Genomic DNA, 23210 nt, shown 5'->3' on the forward strand with positions numbered 1-23210 from the left:
CGTTGCGGAGCCCGGTCTGTTCGCGCCTGAAACCCTACCATAGCGCGCCCGTTCACTACACAGGATGTTGCATGACGCCCTCGTTTGCCGCCGCCATCGATCAACTGAACACCATCATCCTCGGCAAGCCGCGCCAGATCCGCCTGGCGCTGGCCTGCATGCTGGCCCAAGGTCATTTATTGCTGGAAGACCTGCCCGGCGTAGGCAAGACCACACTGGCCCATGCGCTGGCTGGCACGCTGGGCTTGCAGTTTCAGCGCGTACAGTTCACCAGCGATTTATTGCCGGCCGATCTGGTCGGCGTTTCAATCTATGCGCGTGATAGCGACACCTTCCGCTTTCATCATGGCCCCGTGTTCAGCCAGGTGTTACTGGCCGACGAGATCAACCGCGCGCCACCCAAAACCCAATCGGCTCTGCTGGAAGCGATGGAAGAAAACCAGGTCACCGTAGATGGCAAAACCCATCCGCTGCCCGAGCCGTTCTTTGTGATCGCCACCCAGAACCCGCAATACCAGATTGGCACTTTTCCTTTGCCGGAATCGCAACTCGACCGCTTTCTGATGCGGCTGGAGCTGGGCTACCCGTCTGCTCAGGCCGAACGCGCTTTGCTGGCGGGTGAAGACCGACGCGAAATGCTCACGCATCTCAAGCCCTGCCTCAACGCCGCCGACATGCAGCAGGCGCAACAAGCCATCAAGCAAGTCAAACTGGCGCCCGCCTTGCTCGATTACATTCAGGCGCTGGCTGCGGCGACGCGTTCGATCGAGCGCTTTAGCTATGGCCTGTCGCCGCGCGCTTTGCTGGGCCTGGTTAGCGTGACGCGCGCCTGGGCGTGGCTGGAACAGCGCGACTTTGCCATTCCCGATGACGTGCAGGCGGTATTCCCCGGCGTGGCGGGGCATCGGCTGCAATTGCGCGGACGCGGTCAGGCCGATCCGCGGGTGGCGCAAGAACTGCTGGCCAGCGTCGCCATTCCTTAAGCGCCAACCATGTTGATTCCACCCGCCTTGTTGCCCGCCTGGCAGCGCTGGATGACCCGACGCCATCCCAGCGCGGGCAGCGAATTTGTGCTGCGGCAAAATCGTATCTATGTCTTGCCCGGCGGCTTTGGCTTTGCCTATGGCGCGACCGCCCTGCTGGTGCTGGTGGGTGCAATCAATTACCAACTGAGCCTGGCGTATCTGTTTGCCTTTTTGATGCTGGGCCTGGGCCATTCCGGACTGGTGCAGGCGTTTCGCAATCTGCTCGGGCTCAAAATCCAGGTGGAGGCGCCGCGCGCCGTATTTGTCGGGCAGACCGCGTGGTTTCCGCTGCGCCTGAGCGTCAGCAACAAACTGGATCGCTACGCACTGGTGCTGACCGCCGACCGCACGCTAGCGGGCAATCCGGTCGGGGTGGCAGTGGGGGTAGAAGAAGTCATAGGCGTGGGCGTGCCGGCGCAACATCGCGGCTGGCTGGCGCTGCCGCGCGTCACCATCGAGACGGCCTATCCCAGCGGTTGGTGTCGGGCGTGGAGTTACGCCAATCTGGAGGCGCGCTGCCTGGTCTATCCGCACCCCGAAGCCGACCCGCCGCCATGGAGCGGCACGCCCGATCACAACGAGCATGGCGAAGTCACCAGCAAGGGTGACGACGAATATGCCGGATTGCGGCCGTATGTGGCGGGCGACACGCCGCGGCATATCGCGTGGAAGCAATCGGCACGGCAAGAGCACCTGGCCGTCCGTACTTTTGAAACACCCTGGACCGTGACCCGGCATTTCAAGTGGGAACAGGTGGCGCTCAACAATGCCGAGGCGCGTCTGTCGCGCTTGGCCGCATGGATACTGCAAGCCGAAGCCGCCGGCGAACGCTACGCCCTGAGCTTGCCCGGCACCGAGATCGAAGCCGATCACGGCCCGCTGCATGAGGCCCGCTGCCTGACTGCGCTGGCGCTGTTCGGCCACGATGATGGCGAGCCCAGCCTATGAAAAATCCGCCCATCCTGCCGCGCGGCCCCTTGTATGGCCTGGTCGCTGCGGTGCTGGCCTCGCTGTTACCTGCGCTGCTCCAGTTACCGGTCTGGCATGCGGCACTCATCATCCTGCCGGTGTTCTGGCGCTTGCGCCTGGCCGCCAAACGCAAACCGTTGCCGCATTGGGCGGTGCGGCTGGCCTATGCCGGCTTGCTGTTTGTGCTGGTGTTTGTGCAGTACCACTCACTGGTGGGGCGTCAAGGCGGCGTGGCGGTGCTAACCAGCCTGATCGCGGTCAAATTTCTGGAGACCGCCACGCGGCGGGATGCTCGCGTACTCAGCCTGCTGGCCTGCTTTGCCTGCAGCACCGGTTTTCTGGCGTCGCAATCGGTGGGGATGCTGCTGTATTCGATTGCGGTGTTGGCCCTGATCATGACGCAACTGATCGCGTGGCACCGTGCGGACGGCAAGCTGCAGATCGACGATGCACGCAAGACGGGGCGCATGCTGCTGGAAGCCTTGCCGGTGGCGCTGATCCTGTTTGTGCTGTTCCCGCGTCTGAACGGCCCGCTGTGGCATATGCCCGACAGCGGCCCCAATGCGCATACCGGGCTATCCGAAACAATGACGCCGGGCAGCATGAGCGATCTGACGCTGGATGACACGGTGGCATTCCGCGTCGATTTTGAGGGCCAGCCACCACCGCGTACCAGCATGTATTGGCGCGGCCCGGTGCTCGAGTACTTTGACGGCCAGACCTGGACGCAGCGCCCCGACTTTGCCCGCCCCCCCACGGTATTGCCAAGTGGCCCGCGCTGGCGCTATACCGTGACGCTGGAACCCAGCCAGCGCAACTGGTTGATGGCGATGGATCTGCCAGTGGCCTTGCCCGAAGGCAGTCACCTGAACAAAGCGCTGCAGGCGCTCACACGCGATCCGATCACGCAACGGCAACGCTTTACCATCACCAGCCAGAGCAGCTGGTGGGTGCTCGACGCCGATCCACGCGAACTGCAAGCCGATCTGCGCCTGCCGCCCGATATCAACCCGCGTGCGCGGCAACTCGCGGCCAGCTGGGCCGGATTGTCACCGTCGCAACGCGTGCTGGCGGCGCTGCAGTTTCTACGTCGCGGCGGGTATCAATACACGCTGTCACCGCCGCTGCTGGAATCGCGCGACAAGGTCGACGAGTTGCTGTTCAGCAGCCGCGCCGGCTTCTGCGAACATTACTCGGGTGCCTTCACCTTTCTGATGCGCGCCGCCGGCGTGCCCGCGCGCGTGGTCACGGGTTATCTGGGCGCCGAGTACAACCGCAATGGCGACTATTACATCGTGCGCCAGGCGTTTGCCCACGCCTGGACCGAGGTCTGGTTGCCAGGCCAGGGCTGGCAGCGCATCGACCCCACCTCGGCCATCGCCCCTGACCGCATCAGCCGGGGCCTGGCGCAAAGCCTGCGCCAGACCGACCGACTGCCCGCGCTGGTGCGCGATGACAGTAGCGCGCTCAGCCAGTTGCGCTTGCGTTGGGATGCCGCCATGCATGGCTGGGACAAATGGGTGGTCGGCTATGATGCGCGGCGCCAGATGCAGGTACTGAGCCAGTTGGGCATCGATAGCCTGCTGTCGCCGCAGTTTGTGCTGTGGTTGCTGGGTGCGGCAGTGGTGATGCTGCTGATCTATCTGATTTCTTTGCGCGGCAGCAGCCAGCGCCGCGTGCTGGATGCCCAGCAAAAAGCCTGGCGTTTGTTCGTCCGCCGCCTGGCCCGCGCCGGTGTCGCGCCGCAGCCGGGAGAGCCGCCGCAACAATTTGCCGAACGCGCTGCCAAGGCCTTGCCCTTGCATCGCGCGCGCATCCTGATTATTGCTGCATTGTATCTGGCCGCACATTACGGCCAGGACGCCAAGGCGGCGCAGCGTTTGCTGCAATCCGTACGTGGCTTCCGTCCGTGAATGCCATAGCGCTGCTATGATTGCCGCCTTTGTCTTGTGCTGCGGAACGCCTCATGCCTCGTTACCTTAAAGAGCCTGAATTCAAACATGGCCAGGCCGCGCGCACGGGCGTGCTGCTGATCAATCTGGGCACACCGGATGCGCCCACCACAGCGGCCGTGCGGCGCTATCTGCGCGAATTTCTGTCTGACCCGCGCGTGGTGGAGATTCCGCGTTTGCTGTGGCTACTGATACTCAATCTGTTTGTGCTGACCACCCGCCCCAAACAATCGGCCGCCAAATATCAATTGATCTGGAAACGCGACGGCTCGCCGCTGCTCACCTGGACCCGCAAGCAAACCGTGCTGCTCAAAGGCTATCTGGGCGAACGCGGGGGCGAACAGCCGGTGGTGACCTTTGGCATGCGCTACGGCAACCCGAGCATTGCTGCGGGCCTGGACGAGCTGAAGGCGGCCGGATGCGATCGCATTCTGCTGTTGCCGCTGTACCCGCAATATGCCGCCAGCACCACCGCCACTGCCTGCGATGCAGCGTTCGCTCATCTGCTCAAATACAGAAATCAGCCTGCCGTGCGCTCGATCCGTAGTTTTCACGACCATCCTGGCTATATTGCAGCCATGGCCCAACAAGTACGCGACTACTGGATGAACAACGGCCGTCCCGAACATTTTGTGATGAGCTTTCATGGCTTGCCGCGTTATACGCTGGACCGGGGCGATCCTTATTTCTGCCACTGCCAGAAAACCGCACGCTTGCTGGCCAGTGCGTTACAGCTGGAAGAATCGGAATACACGGTGTCGTTTCAGTCGCGCTTTGGCCGGGCGCGCTGGCTGGAACCGTATACCGCGTCAGTGCTGCAACAGCTGGGTAAGGCAGGCACACATCGGGTTGACGTGTTCTGTCCGGGCTTTGTGGCGGACTGCCTTGAAACGCTGGAAGAAATTGCCATGGAAGGCAAGCAGACCTTCCTCGCAGCCGGGGGGCGTGAGTATCAGCATATCCCTTGTCTCAATGATTCGGCGTTGTGGATTCGCGCGTTAGCTGACTTGACCACCCAGCAACTTACAGGCTGGGAGCACCCCTTCGACACCCGCGAAAACAGGCTGGAAGCCGCTAGAATAGCCACATCGCGATCTCGTAAGATGGGCGCGAAACAATAATGAAAAAAAATAACTTGGGCCTTTGTGAAATAGCAGTTAAACTCAGCGGTAAGCTTAATCTTACAACCGGAGGTTTCCAACCATGAGCACTCGGCTCTTTCTCGCCGAAGACGATCTCATTCTTGCGGATGCCCTCAAGACCAGTTTGTCGCAAGCCGATTTTCAGGTTGATTGCGTCAATGATGGTTCGCTGGCGCTGCAGATTCTTCTTCACAACGACTACGACGTCGTCGTCCTCGACATCGGCCTGCCCAATATGGATGGCCTGACCGTGCTCAAGAATATTCGTCAGCACAAGCCGTCGCTGCCGATCCTCATCCTGACGGCGCTTGATGGCCTGGAAGACCGTGTTGCGGGTCTGGACGCCGGTGCCGATGATTATCTGGCCAAGCCGTTTGAATTTGCCGAACTCGAAGCGCGTCTGCGCGCCCTGTTGCGCCGCAGCCAGATCCTGCCGCAGTCGGTACAGCAGCTCGGCAACCTGCGTCTTGACCGTGCTGGCCAACGCGCCTGGTGTAACGACACACCGCTCGATCTGTCCGCCCGCGAACTGACGGTGCTCGAGATCCTGATGTCCAACATCGATCGCGTGGTGACCAAAGAACAAATCGTTTCCGAACTGGGTTCGGACAATGCCGAAGTTGGCCTGAATGCGATCGAAGTCTACGTTCACCGTCTGCGCAAGAAGCTGGAACCGTGCGGCGTGGTGATTCGTACTATCCGTGGTCTGGGCTATCTACTGGAAAAGCAGCAACCGCATTCGTTCGATGCAGGCTAAGTACTCCCTCAAACGTCAGCTCCTGTTATGGCTGCTGATCCCCCAGCTAGTTTTATGGCTAGCTGGGGCGCTATTGAGTTTTCAGGTGGCCAGCCACGTTGCTAACGTGATGACCGACACCTCGCTGCAACAGACCGCCAACGCGCTGGCGCGTCAGGTGCATGTGCGGCCCGACGGTCAGGTCACCTTCGACTTCCCCCCCGCCGCCCGTGATCTGCTGCAAGGCTCGCTCGACGATGCCTTGATGTATCGCATCAGCACCCTGCCCGGCGGCGTACTGGCCAGCAATGGTCAGTTTGAAGATGTGGCCGCGCCCACGCCGACGGCCAGTCACCCCGAGTTCTACACCAGCAAAAACAAAGACGGCACCTCGCGTGCGTTATCGGTGTTCTATCCGCTGGACCACACCGGCAATCACTGGCTGCACGTCGAAGTGGCGCGCAACCAGCAGGGCCGCAAACAACTGTCTGATCAGATCATGCTCACGATCGGCCTGCCGCTGGGTGGCCTGCTGATCGTAATGAGCGTACTGGTCTGGGTGGGTATCAATCGCGGTCTTAAGCCATTGAGTGGCTTGCAGAACTTGCTGGAAAACCGCCGCGCGCAAAATCTGGCTCCGTTTGAACTGAGCGACGCGCCGGAAGAAGTCCATGCGCTGACGCATGCGCTCAATCAATTACTCTCCACCACCAACGAAAGCGTGGCACGGCAGCGCCGTTTTATTGCCGATGCGGCACACCAACTGCGCACGCCGCTGGCCGGGCTTAAATCGCAGACCGAACTGGCGATGCGGGAGACTACCGTGCAAGGCCTGGGCGACCGCCTGAATATGGTCCACACCAGCGCCACGCGCAGCATCCACCTGGTTAACCAGTTACTGACCCTGGCGCGCTCGGAACCGGGCACGCAAAGCGGCATGCCGCGGGTGAAGGTTGATCTGGCCAAATTAATCCGTGACTTGACCGCAGAATCGGTGCCGCGCGCACTTGCGGCAGGCATGGACCTGGGTTGTGACACGTCGTTGAATGAAGCCGTCATCGAAGGCAACTCCGCCTTGCTGCGCGAGCTGTTCGTTAACCTGGTCGAAAACGCCATCAAATACATTCCGCGCGGCGGCAACGTGACTGTGCGTTTGACCCAGGAAGGCAGCAATTACGTAGTCGAAGTGGAAGACGACGGCCCCGGCATTCCGGACGAAGATAAACACCGCGTATTTGAGCGCTTTTACCGCCGCGAACAAACCGGCAGTGGCTGCGGCCTGGGCATGGCCATCGTCAAGGAAATTGCCGAGCGCCACGGCGGCAGCGTTGATCTGCTTGATGCGCCGGTACATGGTTTGATTGTGCGGGTCACCTTGCCGCTGAATCCGCACTGAGCAATCGTCTCAAGCACATCAAGGGTGGGCCCGGACTGCTGTCCGCGCCCACCCTTTTGCATTATTCGCGGCGCAACCAGACGATGCGCGGCAAGTCAGTGGTAGTGCGCTCCAGCAAGGCCTGATAGCGCAAGGTAACGCGACCAAACTGCGCCTCTACTTCGTTGATAAAGTAGGTGGTCTGCACCGTAATCGAAGTAATCGAGGTGGCCTTGAAGCTGTCCGGCAAGGTATCGCGGAACTCGCCTATATCCTTGAAGTACCGCCCGGCCCGTTTCGAGATCACGCTTTGCGCCACCGCCAGCGTCATATTCGGCACCACGGCCGTCAACACCTCGGCCGAGGCGAAATTGACGTTGACCTTGGTCTGCAACGGCACCACGGTCACAAACGGCTGCAAGCGCGCAATGATGTCGGGCGTAAAACCGCGCACCCGTGACAGCGAGCCCAGATCAGTCAGGCGTTGATTGGCGGCGCGATACGGCGGCGTCATCGCCAGGTAGGCGTTGTCTTCAGCGCTACTGGATGAGGACAAATCAGAATCCGCGTCCTCCCAATCCGCCAGCACATCCGCCAGATCGGTCGACAATTGCAAGGTAGTGAGCAGGCGCTTGAAGCACTGCACCTGGTCATCCACGATGGCGCCTTTGTCGTCGACCAGGTTATTCAGATTGAACAAGCCGCCCTGTTCCAGAATGCGGCCACCGGCGCGCCCGCTCTCCACCGGAATCGCCGGAATCGGAATATTCCACGGCTCCAGCATATGGTCGACCTGGTTATTGCGCGCATCATCGCGCAGCGTCAGCCGCACCAGGTTGATTGAGGCGCGCACCACACCGATGGCTTCTGCCTGATCAAACTGGTTTTCCAGCTGGCGATACCACAAGGCCTGGCGCCAGGCGATCCAGGCCGCCAGCGCGGCCACCAGTGCCGCGATGCCAACTGCGGTGAGTATGGCGATGCCCTGCTGGCGTCTTGCGCGCCCCGAGCCCTTCGTAGAATTAACCAGGCGTGGCGGCATCATGGCAAGGCGTACGTCCGCTCAATGGCGCCCTGGCCGGTTTGTTGCAGCACGATGCGCACGGCGCGCGGCAGAATATCCGCGCTACCGGTGATCGGCCAGGTGGTTTGCCAGTTGAGCGTGCTATCCATAAACGTCACTTCAAAGCGCTCCACATTCTGCAGCATCACGTGCACCACCGGCTGGGCGCGTGGCGGTTGGTCCAGCGCGTCCCACAATTCCATTTCCAGCCGACCTTCGCGCAAGCGATAAGCCACGTGGAACGGCCCGCCATCGCCCCCGGCGCGCACCAGGTCGAGCTTGGGCCATTCCGGCGCATTGGGTTGTTGATTGCCCGACAGCGGCGGCTGCACATTGCCGGCGCTGTCGCGATAGCTACGATTAACGCTCTGGGTCAGATCGTCGCCAAAGCGGCTCATCACCAGGCTCATTTCACGCCAGCGCGTGGTTTCAGCGTCGAGGCGCAATTTGGCGTCGATCATGGTCGACAAGCCGCGATAGGCGATCAGGATCACCACTGCAAAAATGCTCAGTGCGATCAGGATTTCCAGCAGCGTAAAGCCGCGTTGAGGTTCAGGTGCCGACGCGCGCGACATAAGTCACCAGGGTGGCTGCGGCATGGTCGGTGGCTTCGCCTTCATACACGCGGATTTCGGCGCGGCGGAACGAACGATTGGGCGAGCCGGTAATCGTCATATGCCAATGAAAATCAAAGCCGGCTTCGGATTCATGGCCGTCTTGTTCGCCCATATCGGGAAAGTCGCGGCGGGCGGTCAAGGTATCGATCTGGTTTTGCGCCACCCAACCCGCCAGCATGCGCGTGCGGAAATCAATGGCGGAATCGGTGCTGAAACTGGTTGCTTTGAGCGCAGCCATCAGCGCAATGGCCACCACGGCCAGCGCCACCATCACTTCGATCAGGGTAAACCCCCGCCCGCGCCGGGCGGATTCAAGCCGTGCAGGCATGACGTCAGCCATTATTGTTGGTCACCTGCTGCGCCGAAACACGCCCCATCACATCACCTTCCAGATGCCAGTGCCCTGTTTGCGTGACCAGTTCTATGGTAAACGGTTGGTTGACGCCGGTGGAGTCAAACACAATGCGCTCGCCCAGGCGTTGCTCGCGCAAATTAACGCTCTGCGCGCTCACTTTAAGGATATCGGGCAATTGATAGGGTTTGAGCACTTCGTGGTTGGGGATAGCCTGCCAGTCGCCATTGCCATCCTGTATCCAGAATTGATAGCCCCGACCGTCGCTGGACCAGCCCACGCTATGGCCACCACTGATGGCCTCATCGCGCGCGTCTTCCAGTACGGCGGCCAGGCGCTGCGCCTCACGCTCGGCAATCTGCCCGTCCGACTGCCCCAGCTTGACCGCGGCCAGACCGAGGATAATGCCGATCACCGCGATCGCCACCAGGATCTCGATCAGCGTAAAGCCAAGGGCACGCAGCCGTGCCGGACGCGAGGCAGCCATCACCGGTTTATTGCTGCCAGGAGCCGATATCGGCGTCGTAGTTTTCGCCACCGGACTGGCCATCTGCGCCGTAACTCATCACGTCAATTTCGCCGTGCAGGCCCGGGTTCAGATAGACATAGTCATTGCCCCACGGATCTTTGGGCAGTTTTTCCAAATAGCCACCGGTTTTCCAGTTATTGGCATTGGGTTCGGTGGTCGGCTTTTCGACCAAGGCCTTGAGGCCCTGCTCGGTGGTGGGATAGCGCCCGTTATCCAGCTTGTACAGCTTGAGCGCCTGAACGACGGAACGGATATCCTGCTTGGCCGCGACCACGCGCGCATCGTTCGGGCGGTCCATGATCTTGGGCACGATCAACGCGCCCAGAATCGCCAGAATCGTAATCACAACCAGAATTTCAATCAGCGTAAAACCACGCTGGACGGCGCGTTGCGCGCGGCCATAAACAGCTGCAGACATCGTTGACCTCATTTTACAAGTTGGTTCATTTCAAAGACCGGCAGCAAAATCGCCAGCACGATCAATAACACCACGATCCCCATCAGCAACACCATGATCGGACCCAGCAGACTGGTGAAGGTGGCGACGCGGTTTTCCAGTTCCTGGCTTTGCTGGGCGGCGGCTTTATCCAGCATATATTCCAGCCGGCCCGTTGCCTCGCCGCTGGCGATCAGATGGATCAACACCGGCGGAAACAATTTGCTTTCATTCAGGGCGCGCGACAGCGTCATCCCTTCGCGCACCTGGCGCGAGGCTTCTTGCACTGCCTCGCGCAAGGGCAAGTTGCCGATTACGCCCACCGCCGCTTGCAAGGCTTTGAGCAAAGGCACGCCACTGCCCACCAGAATGGCAAGCGTCGAGGCCAGGCGCGCCGTGTTACCAGCACGCACAAAGCGCCCGAACAAAGGCAGACGCAGCACCCAGGCATCAAAGGTGCGCCGCACCGCTTCTTGCTTGAGTGCACGCCAACTGAGAAAACCTGCGGCAATCGCCACCAGCAACATCAACCAACCCCATGAGCGCACCGCCGCCGACAACCACAACATGGCGACCGTCAAAAACGGCAATTGCTGTTTGGCGCTCTGGAACACCGTCACCATCTGCGGCACGACCCAGGTGAGCAGCCCTACCACCACCAGGATGGAGACTGACATCACCACCGCCGGATACACAAAGGCCAGCGCCACTTTGCTGCCCAGCGCCGCGCGGCTTTCGAGATAATCAGCCAGCCGCTGCATCACCGTCCCGGCTTTGCCGGACTCTTCGCCCGCCGCCACGATGGTGCGATACAACTCGGGGAACGCGCCGGTTTGCCGCGTCAATGCTTGCGACAAAGAAGCGCCGGACAGGATTTCGCTACGCAAAGCCGCCGACAGACGCTTTTCTTTTTCGTCCTCGCTCTGCTCCAGCAAGACCGCCAGCGCTTGTTCGATGGTCAGACCGGCATCAAGCAAAGTGGCAAACTGGCGGGTCCAGATGGCCAGCTTTTGCGTGCCCAGCCCGCGCGCGGTGCCAAAGCGGCGTTTGGGCTGCGCGCTGATGGCGTCGAGTTCGCTGACCCACATACCCTGGTCGCGCAATAGCTGGCGCGCCTGGCGCGGCGTGTCGGCTTCGATCAGGCCACGTTTGTTGCCGCCATCCTGTTGCACGGCCACATATCGGAACGCGGTCACAGGTCAGTCTCCGGGTTAGAAGCATCGGGGGCATCCGGCGCGTCGGCGCTAACGGCGGGCAGATCGATCCAGCCCATGCGCTCGGCAATCGCGGTGGTGCCACCCATCAAAACAAAAGCCACAGGAATAAACGCCAGCGCCGCGATGGCGGCAGACCCGAGCGTCTTGCCGGTGCTGCGCGACACCGCGTAGATCAACACCAATAGACCGTACAAAGCCAGCGCGGTGCGCACATAACTGCCCAGCGGCTCGCCGATGCCATCGATCAAAGGCGCGACCATTTGCGGCGTACCCGCCAGCACCACCAGCGGAAAAAAGCTGAACTCCACCGGTTTGCGCTCTATCCATTTAAACCACGCCGTCAACCACAGCGCGGCGCCCACGGCCTGGGTCCAGTCCACCACTACAAAGAACAGCAAACGCAGCGGCCATGCCCCCATGATGTCGTCGTTCGACATGGCGTCGGTCACGCCCGCCAGCGTCAGCCAGAGGGCGGTCAACCACGGCGCGTAGCTGTACTGCTCCAGCGACTTGAATCGCAGCAGACAGACGCTGAGGACATCGCGCAGAAAACCGTTCATGCGGCGGTCAGGCAAAGATCACGGTTTTGTTGGCATAAACCAGCACGCGGTTTTCCAGATGCCATTTGACCGCGCGCGACAGCACTACTTTTTCCAGATCGCGCCCTTTGAGCACCAGGTCTTCCACATCTTCGCGATGCGAGATGCGTTGCACGTCTTGTTCAATAATAGGGCCGTCGTCGAGGATTTCGGTCACGTAATGGCTGGTGGCGCCGATCAGTTTGACGCCGCGGGCAAAGGCACGGTGGTAAGGCTTGGCGCCGTCGAAGGCCGGCAAAAAACTGTGGTGGATATTGATGACGCGCTGCGGCCATTGCGCGGTGAAATCGTGCGACAGCACCTGCATATAGCGCGCCAGCACGATCAGATCGATCTGGTTGGCGCGCAGCAAGGCCTGCTGCGCGGCTTCGGCTTCGGCCTTGTTGTCTTTGTTGACGCTGATTACGTGAAACGGCACGCCATAAAACTCGGTGACGGCGCGGCAGTCTTCGTGATTGGAAATCACCAGCGGAATATCGCAAGCCAGTTCGCCGCTTTGATGGCGATGCAGCAAATCAACCAGGCAGTGATCATATTTGCTGACAAAAATCGCCACGCGCGGACGCTCGGCCGACAGGGCCACGGTCCATTGCATGCGAAAGCGATCGGCAATCGGCTGGAAGGCCGGGGCAAAGCTGGCCATATCCAGGGTGAAATCAGTGAGGTCCCACTCCACCCGCATCAGGAACAGATCATCGGTGCTGTCCTGATGTTGGTCGGAGTGAACGATATTGGCGTTGTAGGTAAACAGAAAATTAGCGATCGCCGCCGACAGACCTTTCTGGTCTGGGCAGCTGATCAACAGCGTAGCGGTGTTCATACAGCAGTCCGGGTTTGTTCTATTCGCAGCGATTCTAGCAGCAACCTTGTCCGCTCGGGCGTTTACCCAGGCCTTAACCGTGCCGTCATGGCATTATGTCGGACCTTGTTTTTTGCGTGTCCGCGAGACACTAGCGCATCCATGTTTCATATCGTGTTGTTTCAACCGGAAATTCCGCCGAATACCGGCAATGTCATCCGCCTGGCCGCCAATACCGGCTGCACTTTGCATCTGGTGCGCCCGCTGGGTTTTGAACTCGATAACGCGCGCATGCGCCGCGCCGGGCTTGATTATCACGAGTTCGCCGAAATGCGCGTGCATGATGATTTTGCCGCGCTGCTGGCCAGTCTGCCGCCCGAGACGCGTTATTTTGCGATGACCACCAAAGGCAGCAGCCGCTTTGACGGTGTGGCCTATCAAGCAGGGGACGCCTTTGTGTTCGGCCCCGAAACCCGCGGCCTGCCTGATGACATGCTGGCGCGCTTTGAAGCCGCGCGCCGCATTCGCCTGCCGATGCTGCCGCAGGTGCGCAGCCTGAATCTGTCGAATGCCGTCGCCGTGACGGTGTATGAAGCCTGGCGACAACTGGGTTACAGCGGCGGCGTTTAAGCGCGAATTGATCAAACATGACGTGCCCGACAGCCGCCGGGCACGTCCGCTGCGGTCAGCCTTCCAGCCAGGCCTTGCGCGCCGCAGCCACCCCGGCCTCAACCACCGCATTGATACGCAAACCCCACGTATCCGCATTGGCCGCCTGGATGACCAGTTTGCGGCGGATCAGCTCGTCGCGGCGGAAGGCGTGCACTTCGACTTCGGCACCGGCCGGGCGATTGCCCAATGCGGCATCAAGATTGCCGGCACTGAGCTTGAGGCCGTCCATCGCGATCAGCACATCGCCCGCGCTAAAGCCAGCTTGCTGCACGGCGCCGCCATCCAGCACATGCGTTAGCTTCACCCCCAGCGCGTCGCTGGCCACACGCGCGCCCAGACTATTGCCCGGCGCGGCCAGCTCTTTCCAGCCGCCTTTGTCTGCGCCACCAGCCGGTACGCGCAACTGGCTTTCTACACCAAACTGCGCCAGCAATTCCGCCACCGGCAAGGGTTGGGTCGAGCGCAACGCCATATCAAAAAATTCGCGCAAATCCACGCCGGTGACTTCAATCGCCACACGTTCCCACTCTTCTTCGCCCACGCCACGACCGCCGTTAGCGCTGTAGAAATCCTTGCCAAAGCGCTGCCACAGCGCGCGCATCACATCGTCCAGACTCTTGGCGCCGTGGGTGCGCAAACGTATGGTCAGATCCAGGCACAAAGAAGCCAGTGCGCCCTTGGTGTAATAGCTGACGATGGCGTTGGGGCTGTTTTCGTCCTGGCGATAATATTTGGCCCAGGCATCCAGACTGGATTCCGCCAGGGTTTGCTTGAGCCGACCTGCGCCGCGCTCCACGCCGGTCAAGGTGTTGGCGATCAAATCCAGATAATCCTGCTGGCTGATCACGCCGGCCCGCACCAGGGTCAGATCGTCGTAATACGATGTGATGCCCTCAAACGCCCACAGCAAGCGCGTATAGCCTTCGCGATGCAGATCGTAGGGCGCAAAGCTGGCGGGTTTGATGCGCTTGACGTTCCAGCTATGAAAATACTCATGACTGCACAGACCCAGGAACTGGCGATACGCCGGTTTCATCGTGGTTTCGTGCGGTAGCGGCAAATCGTCGCGCCCGGCCATCAGCGCGGTCGAGGCACGATGTTCCAGCCCGCCATAGCCGTCGCCGGTAATCATGGTCATAAAGGTGTATTCGTCGAACGGCGCCGGCTCACCAAACAGCTTGATCTGGTATTCACAGATCTTTTTCAGATCCTGCTTCAGCCGCTTCATATCCACGTTATGGCGGCCCGCAAACACCAACTGGTGCGGCACACCGCAGGCCTTGAAGCTGTCTTCGTTAAAATCGCCCATCTCCACCGGATGGTCGATCAACTCGTCGTAATTGCTGGCGACATATGCGCCAAACTTGCCCGCCTTGGCGCCCGCGCGCGGCAAGGTGGTGGCGACTTTCCATTTGCTGGCAACGCTATCGCCGGGCGGCAGCAGTTCCACGCTGCAAGCTTCGCTTTCTTGCCCGGCCACGGCCAGAAAGGTGCTGGTGCCGTTAAAAAAACCGCGTGTCTCGTCCAGATAAGCGCCGCGCACTGACAAATCCCAGGCATAGACGCGATAGATCAACTGCAACTTGCCTTTAACCGGCTCCGCTTGCCAGCGATGCTTGTCCAGCTTGGTGATCGCCACCGGCTTGCCTTTGCTGTGTGCGGCCATCGAGACAATATTGCGGGCAAATTCGCGCACCAGATAACTGCCGGGAATCCACACGGGCAGCCACACCACCTGGCCTTGCGGGTCCGGGTTATTGATGGTGAGCGTCACGTCAAAATAATGGGCTTTAAGGTCGGCAGGCTGGATCTGATAGTGGGGCATAACGGTCCTGAAGCGGGGATGGGGCTAAGGCGAAGGCAGAACTATGCAACGCGTTTACGCGACGGGCAATCTCTGGCGCGTGCCGCACCCGCGCGGGCATATTATTGCCGCGGCAAGCAAGCGCGGCATCTGGACCGCCACACAGCAATGAAGGCAGGTCTGCACCCGCCTTCACGCTTGCTATCTGGTCAACGCAGCGCACACCAATCAGGATGACTGCTTTTTGCCAGTATCTGCCACCGGCTCAGGATCTTTGACCTGGCTGTACTGTGGTTTTTCGCCGTGCGACTGCCTGCCCTTGTTAAGGATATCCTGGTGCAGATCGGCTTCTTTGCGCTGGGGATAATCGAGTTCTTCAGATTGGCGATTCGGATCCTGGACCATTTTTGACTCCTGGTAATGAACGCATGTGACCGGCCATGCCGGTCCTCTGTTCCCAGCTTAGGCGGTGGCCCAGCGTTGTGGTAGCAGCTTCAGCTTACCTGTCGTCATCGCAATGCCGACAAGAATGACCAATCCGCCGATGACCAGCTCAAAGCCAACCGGCTCGGCCAGAAACAGGGCGCCCCAGCTCACGCCGAACAGCGGGATCAAAAACGTCACCGAAATCGCGAAGGCAGCGCCACGCGCGCGGATCAGCCGAAAGAAAATCACATAGGCCAGACCGGTGCACAGCAAACCCAGGGTCAACACCGCCGCCCACGCCCGCGTGCTGACGGCGTGCTGCGGCCACAGCCAGCAGGCGGGCAAGACCAGCAAGAGCGTGGCAAAGAACTGGCTGCCCCAGGCATTTACATACGGCGAAACCTCGCTCAGATGGCGGCGCGAATAGTGCCCGGAAAAGCCATATGACCCCGTCGCCAGCAATACCGCCAACATCGCAGGCAAAGTCGAGGCCTGGCCATGTTGCACCGTGGGCCACGCCAGGATGACCACGCCGCTGACGCCCAACACCATCCCCAGCGATTGATCACGCGTCAGCGGCGTTTTGAGCCAGAGATAGGCAATCAGCGCGCCCCACAGCGGTGTGGTGGCATTCAGGATCGAATCCATGCCCGCGTTGAGGTACAGCGTGGACCAGGCAAACAGGCAGAACGGCAGCGCTGAATTGGTGGCCCCGACAATCAGCAAAGACCACCAGTTTTTGCGGACTTGCTGGCGCGCCGTGGCTTGCAGCATGACCGGCAGCAACACCAGGCAGGCGACCCCGACCCGGACCAGTATCAACGGCAAGGGGCCGAATTCCGGCGTGCCGACGCGCATGAATAAAAACGAGGCGCCCCAGATGGCGCCTAACACGATGAGCTCAAGGGCAGGCATGGCGACGGGCTCCGGTGATGGCAGAGCCGGCAGCATAATCGATGTGCCCACGCGGCGCCTTACCGTTTCGTCTCAGCAAAGTGGCGCCTGCCGGCTGGCGCGCCCTAGCGTTCTTCTTTGCCCGAGACCCAGATCGAAAAAATCAGCCACAGCGTATTGAAGAACGCAATCATGAAACCGAAGAAGCCGAGCAAGGGCAAGCCAAACAAGGTGGGCCCGGCCTTTACCGTCATCACGATCGATGAGCCGATAATCAAACAGCCGGTGACGATGCCCATGGTCAATCGATTGGCGCTTTTGGCGATTTGCGTACCAAAGCGATCCAGCCGCTTTAAATCCAGATCGACTTTGACATTGCCCCGGCGCGCCTGGCGGATCAGCTTGCCGATATCGCGTGGCAAGCCGCTGATCAAATCCAGCGCCTCGGTCAGGCCCGCCTTGCCGCGTTTGAACAGCGCCTCGGGCTTGTAGCGCTCTATCATCACCTGGCGCACAAACGGCGTGAGATGCTCAATCATCTGGAAACCGGGATTGAGTTGGCGGCCCAGGCCTTCCAGCGTAATCAGGGCTTTGAACAACAGCGTCAAATCGGCAGGCAGGGTGATTTCATGCTCACGCATGATCATCGCCACATCATTCAGCAGCGCGCCAAACTGGATATCGCGCAGCGGCAGGTTTTCATAATTAAAAATGAAGCCGGCAATATCATTGGCCAGCGATTCCTCATCCACTACGGTATCGCCGGTCCATTCCATCAGCACTTCGAGAATGCCGTGCTCATCGCGCTTGGCCAGCGCCGCCAGCAAATCGACGATCTGATCGCGGCGTTGATGTGGCAAGCGCCCAACCATACCGAAATCCAGAAACGCAATGCGATCGCCTGGCAGATATTTAACGTTGCCCGGATGCGGATCGGCATGAAAATACCCGTCGATCAGCACCATCTTCAGCACCGCATCGGCACCTCGCCGCGCCAACATCGCGCGGTCATAACCACCCTGCTCCAGCCCGGCCAGGTCATTGCCGGCCAGGCCGCCGATCCAGGTTTGTACCAGCATCCATTCATTGGTGTATTCCCAATGGATGGAGGGAATTTCAATATCGGCCGAGCCGGCAAAGTTTTGCTGAAAGCGCTCCAGATTGCGCGCCTCCACCGACAAATTCAGTTCGCGTTTCAGCGATTTGGCAAATTCATCGACGATGCGCACCGGCTGATAACGGCGGCTTTCCGGAAACTCGAATTCCATAAGCGCGGCAATCTGCCGCAGGATGCGCAAATCCGAATCGATCTTGCTGACGATGCCAGGGCGGCGGATTTTAAGCACCACATCTTCACCGGTCTTGAGCCGGGCCCGATGCACCTGCGCAATCGAGGCGGAGCCCACCGGGATCGGATCGAGCTCATCAAAGATTTCGTTGGGATCGCGCCCCAATACCAGCGTCAGCTCGGGCAGCAATTGCGCAAATGGCACCGGCGGCACCGCGCTTTGCAGTTTTTCAAATTCAACAATCCAGTCGGGGGTAAACACGTCCACCCGCGTGGCCAGCACTTGCCCCAGCTTGATAAAGGTGGGGCCCAGTTCTTCCAGCGCGCGGCGCACGCGCACCGGCGGGTCCAGCAGTTCGATGCCATGATCGCCGGGCAAACGCAGCAAATCACCCGCCCGCTCCAGCCCATGCGCCAGACCCAGCCGCTGCACCAGATTGCCCAGCCCGTGCCGCATCAATACCGCAATGATTTCGCGGACGCGCGGCAAATCGCGCATGACGGTGAAGGTTTCCTTGAGCATGAGATTCCGGTGAATTCTTGAAGATTACAAAGTGTGCTGGCTGCGGACTGACGCGCCGCTAACGCAAACGGTGTCAAAGATAAACTATTTTGGCCAAAACACCATCCTGCGGCGTCATCGCCCGCATGCACGCGCCGGGCTGATGAAAAAACTGCAAACCGCTGTTTTAAACAGGGAACCAAGGCCGATCAACGGTATCGAACGCGCTCCGGCGTTGCCGCAAAACCGCTTTTCCGGCACGCCCACACACCGCTTTCAGCGCCCGCAAACCCAGCAAAAATGCGCCTTGGCACGACACCGTTCGTGAGCCTGAGGCTTTACAGCGTTTTCGCTCATCCGATACAGTCTGGCCCCATGAAATGCTTACGGTTGATAATCGCCCTCTCCTTGGGCTTGACGATGTGCGGGGTGTGGGCGGACGACCTTCCCGCTGCGGCTTCGGCGCCAGGCGCCCAAAGCAGCGGTTCCAGCAATGCGACTGCCCCCGCTGGCAGCGCCTGGACGGCCGCGCCACGCACACGTAAAGGCAGTGCCGATAGTGCCCCCGAGGCCAACGGCAATTCTTCTTCCAACACCGGCGTCAACGACCCCTCCAACCCCGACAACCCCAACGCGCCCGCGCAGAACCTGCTGCTGCAGGCAATGAGCCTGATCGGCGTTAAATACAAATGGGGCGGCAAAACGCCGGAGCAGGGTCTGGATTGCAGCGGCTTTGTGCGTTACGTGTTCCAGAACGCGCTCAATATCGCCCTGCCGCACAATGCGCTGGCCATGAGCCAATCCGGCCGCGATGTGGACCGCACCGAGCTGAAGCCCGGCGACCTGGTGTTCTTTAATACCTTGCGCCGTCGCTTTTCGCATGTCGGCATTTATCTGGGTGACAACCGCTTTATCCATTCGCCCCGAACCGGGCGCGATATCGAGGTGGCCAACCTGACCCAGGCATACTGGACCACCCGCTTTGACGGCGCGCGGCGGATCGAGGGCGTGGCTGGCGATGCGCCTAACCTGGCCAGCTTGCTGACCATGGCTGGCACGGCACGCGAAGAAAACCGCGGCCAGTCTTCTGCCGCTGCCGGCATCACCACAGCCGATGCGCCCGCTGAAGCCAGTTGCCGCAAGGTCACCAAGGGCAAAGGCAAACATAAGCGCGTGGTGTCGGTATGCAGCAAACCGAAGACCTCCAGCAGCAAGGCGGCAGCAAGCACCAGCAAGTCGAGCAAGAAGGCGGCGCCGGTAAAGAAGTCGAGCGGCAAGAAGAAAAAACGCTGATGAGGCCGGGTGCACTGCTTTGGCTGTAAATCCTTAAACGCTTAGCCTGCGGCGGGTGTTTTGTTACCCGGGGGTGCCCGGGAGCACGTCACTTTCTCCTACAGCCGAGAAAGTAACCAAAGAGGCCGCCCTTAGCTGGCGCGATGCGGGGGTAAGTCAAAAGCCGAAACTAACCGTCTGGGACTTTCGCATGGTAGCTGCCGCTCCGCGTACGCGACGCTCAGGAGATGGCGCTGGTTTGCCGGGGTTGCTGCCTCGTTGCTGCGCAACATCGTGGGCGTGGATGCTGAGCCGTGACAGTGAATGACTAGTGCGCGTGCTTAACGCATAGGGTGGGTCAAGACCCACCACTCAAAGTGGCATGCAAGAACAACCAAGCCGAAACGCTCGCATGTTTTTGCCCTCTCGCGAACGCATGCAAACGTAGGGTGCGTTACCCGTAGGGCAACGCACATTTTGGTTATGCCACCGAAGCTTTGAAAAACACGAAATCCGGATGGCGGCAAGGAATGATGGGCATGGCGTAATCGGGGAAATGTGCGTTACCCCGATGGGGTAACGCAACCTACGTGCTCGCGGTTGCGTTGGGTGTTCTTGCTTGTGGCTTTGGGTGGTGGGTCTTGACCCACCCTATGAGAGTTGGCGGTCGTGGCGGAAGGGGTGACCAATTAGACGGCGGTGGCCTTGCAAAACAAATGCGTTAAGCAAGCGATGCAGATGTTCACTGTTACCCGTCACCATCACGCCCACCCGATGTTGCGCAGCAACGAGGCAGCCCCCTTGGCAAACAGCAGCCATTACCTGTCGAGGGAGGGGAAGGAGACCGGTACGGGCTCCGTCCGACCGAAGTTCCGCGGAGCGGCAGCTGACATGCTGAAGTAGCAGACGGTCCGTTTCGGCTTTTGACCTACCGGGCCCCCTGGCGAGCGAAGGATTCGCGAGTGGGGTCGCCTTTCTTTTGCTTACTTTTCTTTGGCGAAGCAAAGAAAAGTAAGGCGCAACGGGGCGCCCCCCGGTTTCAAAACATGCGCCGCAGGCTAAAGCGTTTAAAAGCTCTATCCCCCACCTCCCCCCGCAAAAAATCACCGCGCGTAACTCTCCGTCGGCACAATCACCAACCCCGCCCGCTGCCCTACCGCCACGTCCGGATTCGGAAAAATAATCCGCGCCCCTGCCTCTTCCACCGTCCACGTATGCTCGCCATCACGGGCCAGCGGCTGGCCCTGGATCAGCGGGGTAAAGTTGTCGGTTTTGGCGTCGATAAACAGCTCGAACGCCTCGCTGCGCTTGATGATTTCGCGCGAGACGCGGAACACCTGCATCGAGGCCGGGGCGCTGTCGTCCATCGGCACCTCGCCACCGATCAAGGCGCGCAGATGCGCTTCCATCTGGCTCAGATCCAGCGCGGCATTCTGGCCAAACGGCGCGGCGCGGCCCAGTTCGACGGTGAAGGCGGTGGCGCCGCAATGGCGCGAAGAGAAATACGAAAACGTCGGTGCCGTACTGGTCTGCAACAGCACGGCCGCAACGCCACCGCGCGCCAGCCGCGCCACCGCAGCAGGCTGAAAGTGTTGCCCCTCGTTCGGCCGCGGGTAAATGGCAAATTTCTCGATCTGCGAGCCATGAATGGCCGTGTGCAAGTCGTAATGCAGACGCGGTTTATCATCCTGAATGGCACGGCTGAAAAAGCGCATCAGATGCATCTCCAGCATGGTCGCGCGACGGCTTTCGTCGTCGTCGCTGGCTTCCGGAATGCGACAGAACAAGCGGTTCATATCCTGCTGCACAAAGCGCGTGCCCGCGCGTAGGGCCGCGACATTGCCCAACACAAACATCACCCGTGCACGCGGCTTGAGTTCGCCGCTGAGCAAAGCGGCGATCAAGCGCTCAACCAGCTCGACCGGTGCGGTTTCATTGCCGTGCACGCCGCATGAGATCACCAGATGCAGTGGGCTGGATTGTGGGTCACGCGGGCCAAAGCGGATGACGCCTTCGTCCATGATCTGCACATTGGCGCCATGGGGCAGGTAGAACGGCAGGCCCAGCGTGGTTTTGCCGGCCAGCGTTGCGGCCAGAAACGATCCCTGGAACATCGGTGTCATCCTTTATCAAGTAACGAAGCGGCTTGCGCCGCTCCGGATTAATCTGCGTTTGCGCCCGCCTCAGGCGCCAGCCAACTGAAACGGATAGATTGATCCCGTTTGCAGAATGCCGGTCAGCTCATCCAGCGCGGTACGCACTTCAATCAGCAATTGCGGGTCGGCCAGATCAGCTTCACTCAGGCGGTCGCGATAATGCCGGTCTACCCAGGCATTCAGCCGGGCAAATTGGGCATCGTTCATCCAGCAGGCCGGGTTGACCGCAGCCGCTTCTGCCTCGTTCAGCGCCACGCGCAAACGCAGGCAGGCCGGCCCACCCCCGTTTTGCATGCTTTGCTTGAGGTCAAATACCAGCAGTTCATTGATCGGGCCGCCGTCATGAATCATCTGCTGCAACCAGGCCCAGACCGCTGGGGTGTTCTGGCATTCCTGCGGCACCACCAGCTTCATGCGGCCATTCGGGCCAGCCAGCAACTGGCTGTTGAATACGTACGATTTGACCGCATCCGCCACCGACACCGCCGTGGTGGGCACTTCCACCACGCGCAACGGTGCGCCCAGGTGTTGCTGCAATTCAGCATAGACGCCCGCTTGATTGACGAAAGCCTGCTCATGACAAAACAGCACATCCAGATTGCCGACCGCAATCACGTCATTGTGGAAAACGCCCGCGTCGATCACGGATGGCGATTGCTGCGCATACACCACGCGTTCGGCGCTCAGGCCATGCAGGCGCGCCACGGCGGCGCTGGCTTCCAGCGTCTGGCGGGCCGGATAACGTTGCGGTTCTTGCGTGCCGCCCCACTGCTGGCGGCCGTAGACAAAAAACTCCACCCCGGGCGCGCCATATTCGGTGGCAAAGCGGGTGTGGTTGGCCGCGCCCTCGTCGCCCATGGCCGGATGCATGGGCAAGGCAGCATGGTGGGCAAAGTGGGCGTCGTGCTTGAACACCGCGCGCAAAGTGCGGCTGGTTTGTTCGTGTTCGATGGCGCGGTGGAATTTGTTTTGCAGATTGGCCACGGTGAAATGCACTTTGCCATCACGCGTATCGGCTGACGGGCTCACGGTGGCGGCATTGGCGGTCCACATGCTTGAGGCCGACGACACATTGGCCAGCAACTGCGGCGCGCTGCGGGCTGCTGCCGCCACCACCTCGGCATCGCTACCGCCAAATCCGAGCGCGCGCAGCACCTCAACCGCCGGGCGTTCTTGCGGCGGCAAAATGCCCTGGTGATAGCCCATATCGGCCAGCGCCTTCATCTTGGCCAGACCCTGTCTGGCGGCCTGCTGCGGATTGGCGGCCTTGTTGGCATTGCTGGTCGAGGCGACATTGCCAAAGGAATGGCCACCGTAGTGATGAGTCGGCCCGACCAGGCCGTCAAAATTGGCTTCAAAAGCGCGCATCAATTCAATCCCGAATC

General features: G+C 60.5%; 23 protein-coding genes. 9 read left to right on the top strand and 14 right to left on the bottom strand.

The features are described 5' to 3' along the window. The first annotated feature begins 71 nt into the window (after positions 1-71). The 6 genes from ACYQ1A_RS13090 to ACYQ1A_RS13115 all read left to right on the top strand — a co-directional run bounded on the left by ACYQ1A_RS13090 (position 72) and on the right by ACYQ1A_RS13115 (position 7220). Positions 72-983: an AAA family ATPase gene (locus ACYQ1A_RS13090; protein ID WP_062224801.1), complete on the top strand. Its 912-nt coding sequence runs from the start codon at positions 72-74 to the stop codon at positions 981-983. 9 nt (positions 984-992) lie between these two features. Next, on the top strand, positions 993-1973 hold the full coding sequence (locus ACYQ1A_RS13095) for a DUF58 domain-containing protein (RefSeq protein ID WP_499362620.1): 981 nt from the start codon (positions 993-995) through the stop codon (positions 1971-1973). Next, positions 1970-3907 carry a transglutaminase TgpA family protein gene (locus ACYQ1A_RS13100; RefSeq protein WP_499362621.1) on the top strand — a complete coding sequence of 646 codons (1938 nt, stop codon included), beginning with the start codon at positions 1970-1972 and terminating at the stop codon, positions 3905-3907. Before ACYQ1A_RS13095 ends, ACYQ1A_RS13100 begins: the two co-directional genes overlap by 4 nt. Before the next feature lie 53 nt (positions 3908-3960). Then, entirely contained in the window at positions 3961-5067 is a 1107-nt protein-coding gene (gene hemH / locus ACYQ1A_RS13105) for a ferrochelatase (RefSeq protein WP_062222698.1), read from the top strand. An 82-nt stretch (positions 5068-5149) separates the two neighbouring features. Continuing rightward, positions 5150-5845, top strand: a complete 696-nt coding sequence (locus ACYQ1A_RS13110; RefSeq protein ID WP_053935861.1) for a response regulator transcription factor — start codon at positions 5150-5152, stop codon at positions 5843-5845. Continuing rightward, positions 5835-7220, top strand: a complete 1386-nt coding sequence (locus tag ACYQ1A_RS13115; protein WP_499362624.1) for a sensor histidine kinase — start codon at positions 5835-5837, stop codon at positions 7218-7220. Before ACYQ1A_RS13110 ends, ACYQ1A_RS13115 begins: the two co-directional genes overlap by 11 nt. 61 nt (positions 7221-7281) lie before the next feature. Here the strand turns inward: ACYQ1A_RS13115 and gspK are convergent, their stop codons facing one another. Genes gspK through purU form a run of 8 tightly spaced genes read right to left on the bottom strand, consistent with a single transcriptional unit; the run spans position 7282 to position 12832 of the window. Next, complete coding sequence (gene gspK, locus ACYQ1A_RS13120) at positions 7282-8244, bottom strand: type II secretion system minor pseudopilin GspK (RefSeq protein ID WP_062222704.1); 963 nt, start codon at positions 8242-8244, stop codon at positions 7282-7284. After that, a complete protein-coding gene (gene gspJ, locus ACYQ1A_RS13125) occupies positions 8241-8837 on the bottom strand; it encodes a type II secretion system minor pseudopilin GspJ (RefSeq protein ID WP_499362626.1) in 597 nt (198 codons plus the stop codon). The genes gspK and gspJ overlap by 4 nt, the downstream gene beginning before the upstream one ends. Further along, positions 8815-9207 (bottom strand): type II secretion system minor pseudopilin GspI, encoded by a 393-nt coding sequence (gene gspI, locus ACYQ1A_RS13130; RefSeq protein WP_499362628.1) that lies wholly within the window; start codon positions 9205-9207, stop codon positions 8815-8817. The genes gspJ and gspI overlap by 23 nt, the downstream gene beginning before the upstream one ends. A 4-nt stretch (positions 9208-9211) precedes the next feature. Further along, positions 9212-9718, bottom strand: coding sequence for a GspH/FimT family pseudopilin (locus ACYQ1A_RS13135; protein ID WP_062222709.1), 507 nt, complete (start codon positions 9716-9718; stop codon positions 9212-9214). Between the two features lie 7 nt (positions 9719-9725). After that, complete coding sequence (gene gspG / locus ACYQ1A_RS13140; RefSeq protein ID WP_499362630.1) at positions 9726-10178, bottom strand: type II secretion system major pseudopilin GspG; 453 nt, start codon at positions 10176-10178, stop codon at positions 9726-9728. Between the two features lie 8 nt (positions 10179-10186). Continuing rightward, positions 10187-11392, bottom strand: coding sequence for a type II secretion system inner membrane protein GspF (gene gspF, locus ACYQ1A_RS13145; RefSeq protein ID WP_499362632.1), 1206 nt, complete (start codon positions 11390-11392; stop codon positions 10187-10189). After that, positions 11389-11973: a hypothetical protein gene (locus ACYQ1A_RS13150; protein WP_499362634.1), complete on the bottom strand. Its 585-nt coding sequence runs from the start codon at positions 11971-11973 to the stop codon at positions 11389-11391. The genes gspF and ACYQ1A_RS13150 overlap by 4 nt, the downstream gene beginning before the upstream one ends. Positions 11974-11980: 7 nt before the next feature. Beyond that, positions 11981-12832 carry a formyltetrahydrofolate deformylase gene (gene purU, locus ACYQ1A_RS13155; RefSeq protein ID WP_499362636.1) on the bottom strand — a complete coding sequence of 284 codons (852 nt, stop codon included), beginning with the start codon at positions 12830-12832 and terminating at the stop codon, positions 11981-11983. 141 nt (positions 12833-12973) lie between these two features. On the opposite strand from purU, the gene trmL reads away from it, so the two are divergent. After that, positions 12974-13441 carry a tRNA (uridine(34)/cytosine(34)/5-carboxymethylaminomethyluridine(34)-2'-O)-methyltransferase TrmL gene (gene trmL / locus ACYQ1A_RS13160; protein ID WP_062222715.1) on the top strand — a complete coding sequence of 156 codons (468 nt, stop codon included), beginning with the start codon at positions 12974-12976 and terminating at the stop codon, positions 13439-13441. 55 nt (positions 13442-13496) lie between these two features. On the opposite strand, the gene ACYQ1A_RS13165 is transcribed toward trmL, so the two are convergent. The 4 genes from ACYQ1A_RS13165 to ACYQ1A_RS13180 form a co-directional block, all read right to left on the bottom strand. After that, a complete protein-coding gene (locus tag ACYQ1A_RS13165) occupies positions 13497-15308 on the bottom strand; it encodes a M61 family metallopeptidase (protein ID WP_499362638.1) in 1812 nt (603 codons plus the stop codon). 207 nt (positions 15309-15515) lie between these two features. Next, entirely contained in the window at positions 15516-15692 is a 177-nt protein-coding gene (locus ACYQ1A_RS13170) for a hypothetical protein (protein WP_499362640.1), read from the bottom strand. A 57-nt stretch (positions 15693-15749) separates the two neighbouring features. Further along, a complete protein-coding gene (locus ACYQ1A_RS13175; RefSeq protein WP_499362642.1) occupies positions 15750-16628 on the bottom strand; it encodes a DMT family transporter in 879 nt (292 codons plus the stop codon). Positions 16629-16732: 104 nt separating this feature from the next. After that, positions 16733-18418, bottom strand: coding sequence for an ABC1 kinase family protein (locus ACYQ1A_RS13180; RefSeq protein WP_499362644.1), 1686 nt, complete (start codon positions 18416-18418; stop codon positions 16733-16735). A 142-nt stretch (positions 18419-18560) separates the two neighbouring features. Between ACYQ1A_RS13180 and ACYQ1A_RS13185 the strand changes: the two genes are divergently transcribed. Both ACYQ1A_RS13185 and ACYQ1A_RS13190 read left to right on the top strand, forming a co-directional pair. Beyond that, on the top strand, positions 18561-18725 hold the full coding sequence (locus tag ACYQ1A_RS13185; RefSeq protein ID WP_499362646.1) for a hypothetical protein: 165 nt from the start codon (positions 18561-18563) through the stop codon (positions 18723-18725). Positions 18726-18787: 62 nt separating this feature from the next. Continuing rightward, positions 18788-19690 carry a C40 family peptidase gene (locus tag ACYQ1A_RS13190; protein WP_499362648.1) on the top strand — a complete coding sequence of 301 codons (903 nt, stop codon included), beginning with the start codon at positions 18788-18790 and terminating at the stop codon, positions 19688-19690. Positions 19691-20772: 1082 nt separating this feature from the next. On the opposite strand, the gene astE is transcribed toward ACYQ1A_RS13190, so the two are convergent. After that, positions 20773-21783, bottom strand: a complete 1011-nt coding sequence (gene astE / locus ACYQ1A_RS13195) for a succinylglutamate desuccinylase (RefSeq protein ID WP_499362650.1) — start codon at positions 21781-21783, stop codon at positions 20773-20775. Positions 21784-21852: 69 nt separating this feature from the next. Further along, on the bottom strand, positions 21853-23193 hold the full coding sequence (astB, locus tag ACYQ1A_RS13200; RefSeq protein WP_499362652.1) for an N-succinylarginine dihydrolase: 1341 nt from the start codon (positions 23191-23193) through the stop codon (positions 21853-21855). Between the last annotated feature and the right edge of the window lie 17 nt (positions 23194-23210).

It is taken from the genome of Silvimonas sp. JCM 19000 (genome assembly GCF_054652575.1).

Excerpts from the sequence above, each read along its gene's own strand:
- ACYQ1A_RS13135 (WP_062222709.1), bottom strand. The coding sequence starts at position 9,718 with ATGGCTGCCTCGCGTCCGGCACGGCTGCGTGCCCTTGGCTTTACGCTG.
- gspK (WP_062222704.1), bottom strand. The coding sequence starts at position 8,244 with ATGATGCCGCCACGCCTGGTTAATTCTACGAAGGGCTCGGGGCGCGCA.
- ACYQ1A_RS13180 (WP_499362644.1), bottom strand. The coding sequence starts at position 18,418 with ATGCTCAAGGAAACCTTCACCGTCATGCGCGATTTGCCGCGCGTCCGC.
- hemH (WP_062222698.1), top strand. The coding sequence starts at position 3,961 with ATGCCTCGTTACCTTAAAGAGCCTGAATTCAAACATGGCCAGGCCGCG.
- trmL (WP_062222715.1), top strand. The coding sequence starts at position 12,974 with ATGTTTCATATCGTGTTGTTTCAACCGGAAATTCCGCCGAATACCGGC.
- ACYQ1A_RS13165 (WP_499362638.1), bottom strand. The coding sequence starts at position 15,308 with ATGCCCCACTATCAGATCCAGCCTGCCGACCTTAAAGCCCATTATTTT.
- ACYQ1A_RS13095 (WP_499362620.1), top strand. The coding sequence starts at position 993 with ATGTTGATTCCACCCGCCTTGTTGCCCGCCTGGCAGCGCTGGATGACC.
- gspJ (WP_499362626.1), bottom strand. The coding sequence starts at position 8,837 with ATGTCGCGCGCGTCGGCACCTGAACCTCAACGCGGCTTTACGCTGCTG.
- gspG (WP_499362630.1), bottom strand. The coding sequence starts at position 10,178 with ATGTCTGCAGCTGTTTATGGCCGCGCGCAACGCGCCGTCCAGCGTGGT.
- astE (WP_499362650.1), bottom strand. The coding sequence starts at position 21,783 with ATGTTCCAGGGATCGTTTCTGGCCGCAACGCTGGCCGGCAAAACCACG.
- gspI (WP_499362628.1), bottom strand. The coding sequence starts at position 9,207 with ATGCCTGCACGGCTTGAATCCGCCCGGCGCGGGCGGGGGTTTACCCTG.
- ACYQ1A_RS13170 (WP_499362640.1), bottom strand. The coding sequence starts at position 15,692 with ATGGTCCAGGATCCGAATCGCCAATCTGAAGAACTCGATTATCCCCAG.
- astB (WP_499362652.1), bottom strand. The coding sequence starts at position 23,193 with ATGCGCGCTTTTGAAGCCAATTTTGACGGCCTGGTCGGGCCGACTCAT.
- ACYQ1A_RS13110 (WP_053935861.1), top strand. The coding sequence starts at position 5,150 with ATGAGCACTCGGCTCTTTCTCGCCGAAGACGATCTCATTCTTGCGGAT.
- ACYQ1A_RS13185 (WP_499362646.1), top strand. The coding sequence starts at position 18,561 with ATGAAAAAACTGCAAACCGCTGTTTTAAACAGGGAACCAAGGCCGATC.
- ACYQ1A_RS13090 (WP_062224801.1), top strand. The coding sequence starts at position 72 with ATGACGCCCTCGTTTGCCGCCGCCATCGATCAACTGAACACCATCATC.
- ACYQ1A_RS13115 (WP_499362624.1), top strand. The coding sequence starts at position 5,835 with ATGCAGGCTAAGTACTCCCTCAAACGTCAGCTCCTGTTATGGCTGCTG.
- ACYQ1A_RS13150 (WP_499362634.1), bottom strand. The coding sequence starts at position 11,973 with ATGAACGGTTTTCTGCGCGATGTCCTCAGCGTCTGTCTGCTGCGATTC.
- purU (WP_499362636.1), bottom strand. The coding sequence starts at position 12,832 with ATGAACACCGCTACGCTGTTGATCAGCTGCCCAGACCAGAAAGGTCTG.
- ACYQ1A_RS13100 (WP_499362621.1), top strand. The coding sequence starts at position 1,970 with ATGAAAAATCCGCCCATCCTGCCGCGCGGCCCCTTGTATGGCCTGGTC.
- ACYQ1A_RS13175 (WP_499362642.1), bottom strand. The coding sequence starts at position 16,628 with ATGCCTGCCCTTGAGCTCATCGTGTTAGGCGCCATCTGGGGCGCCTCG.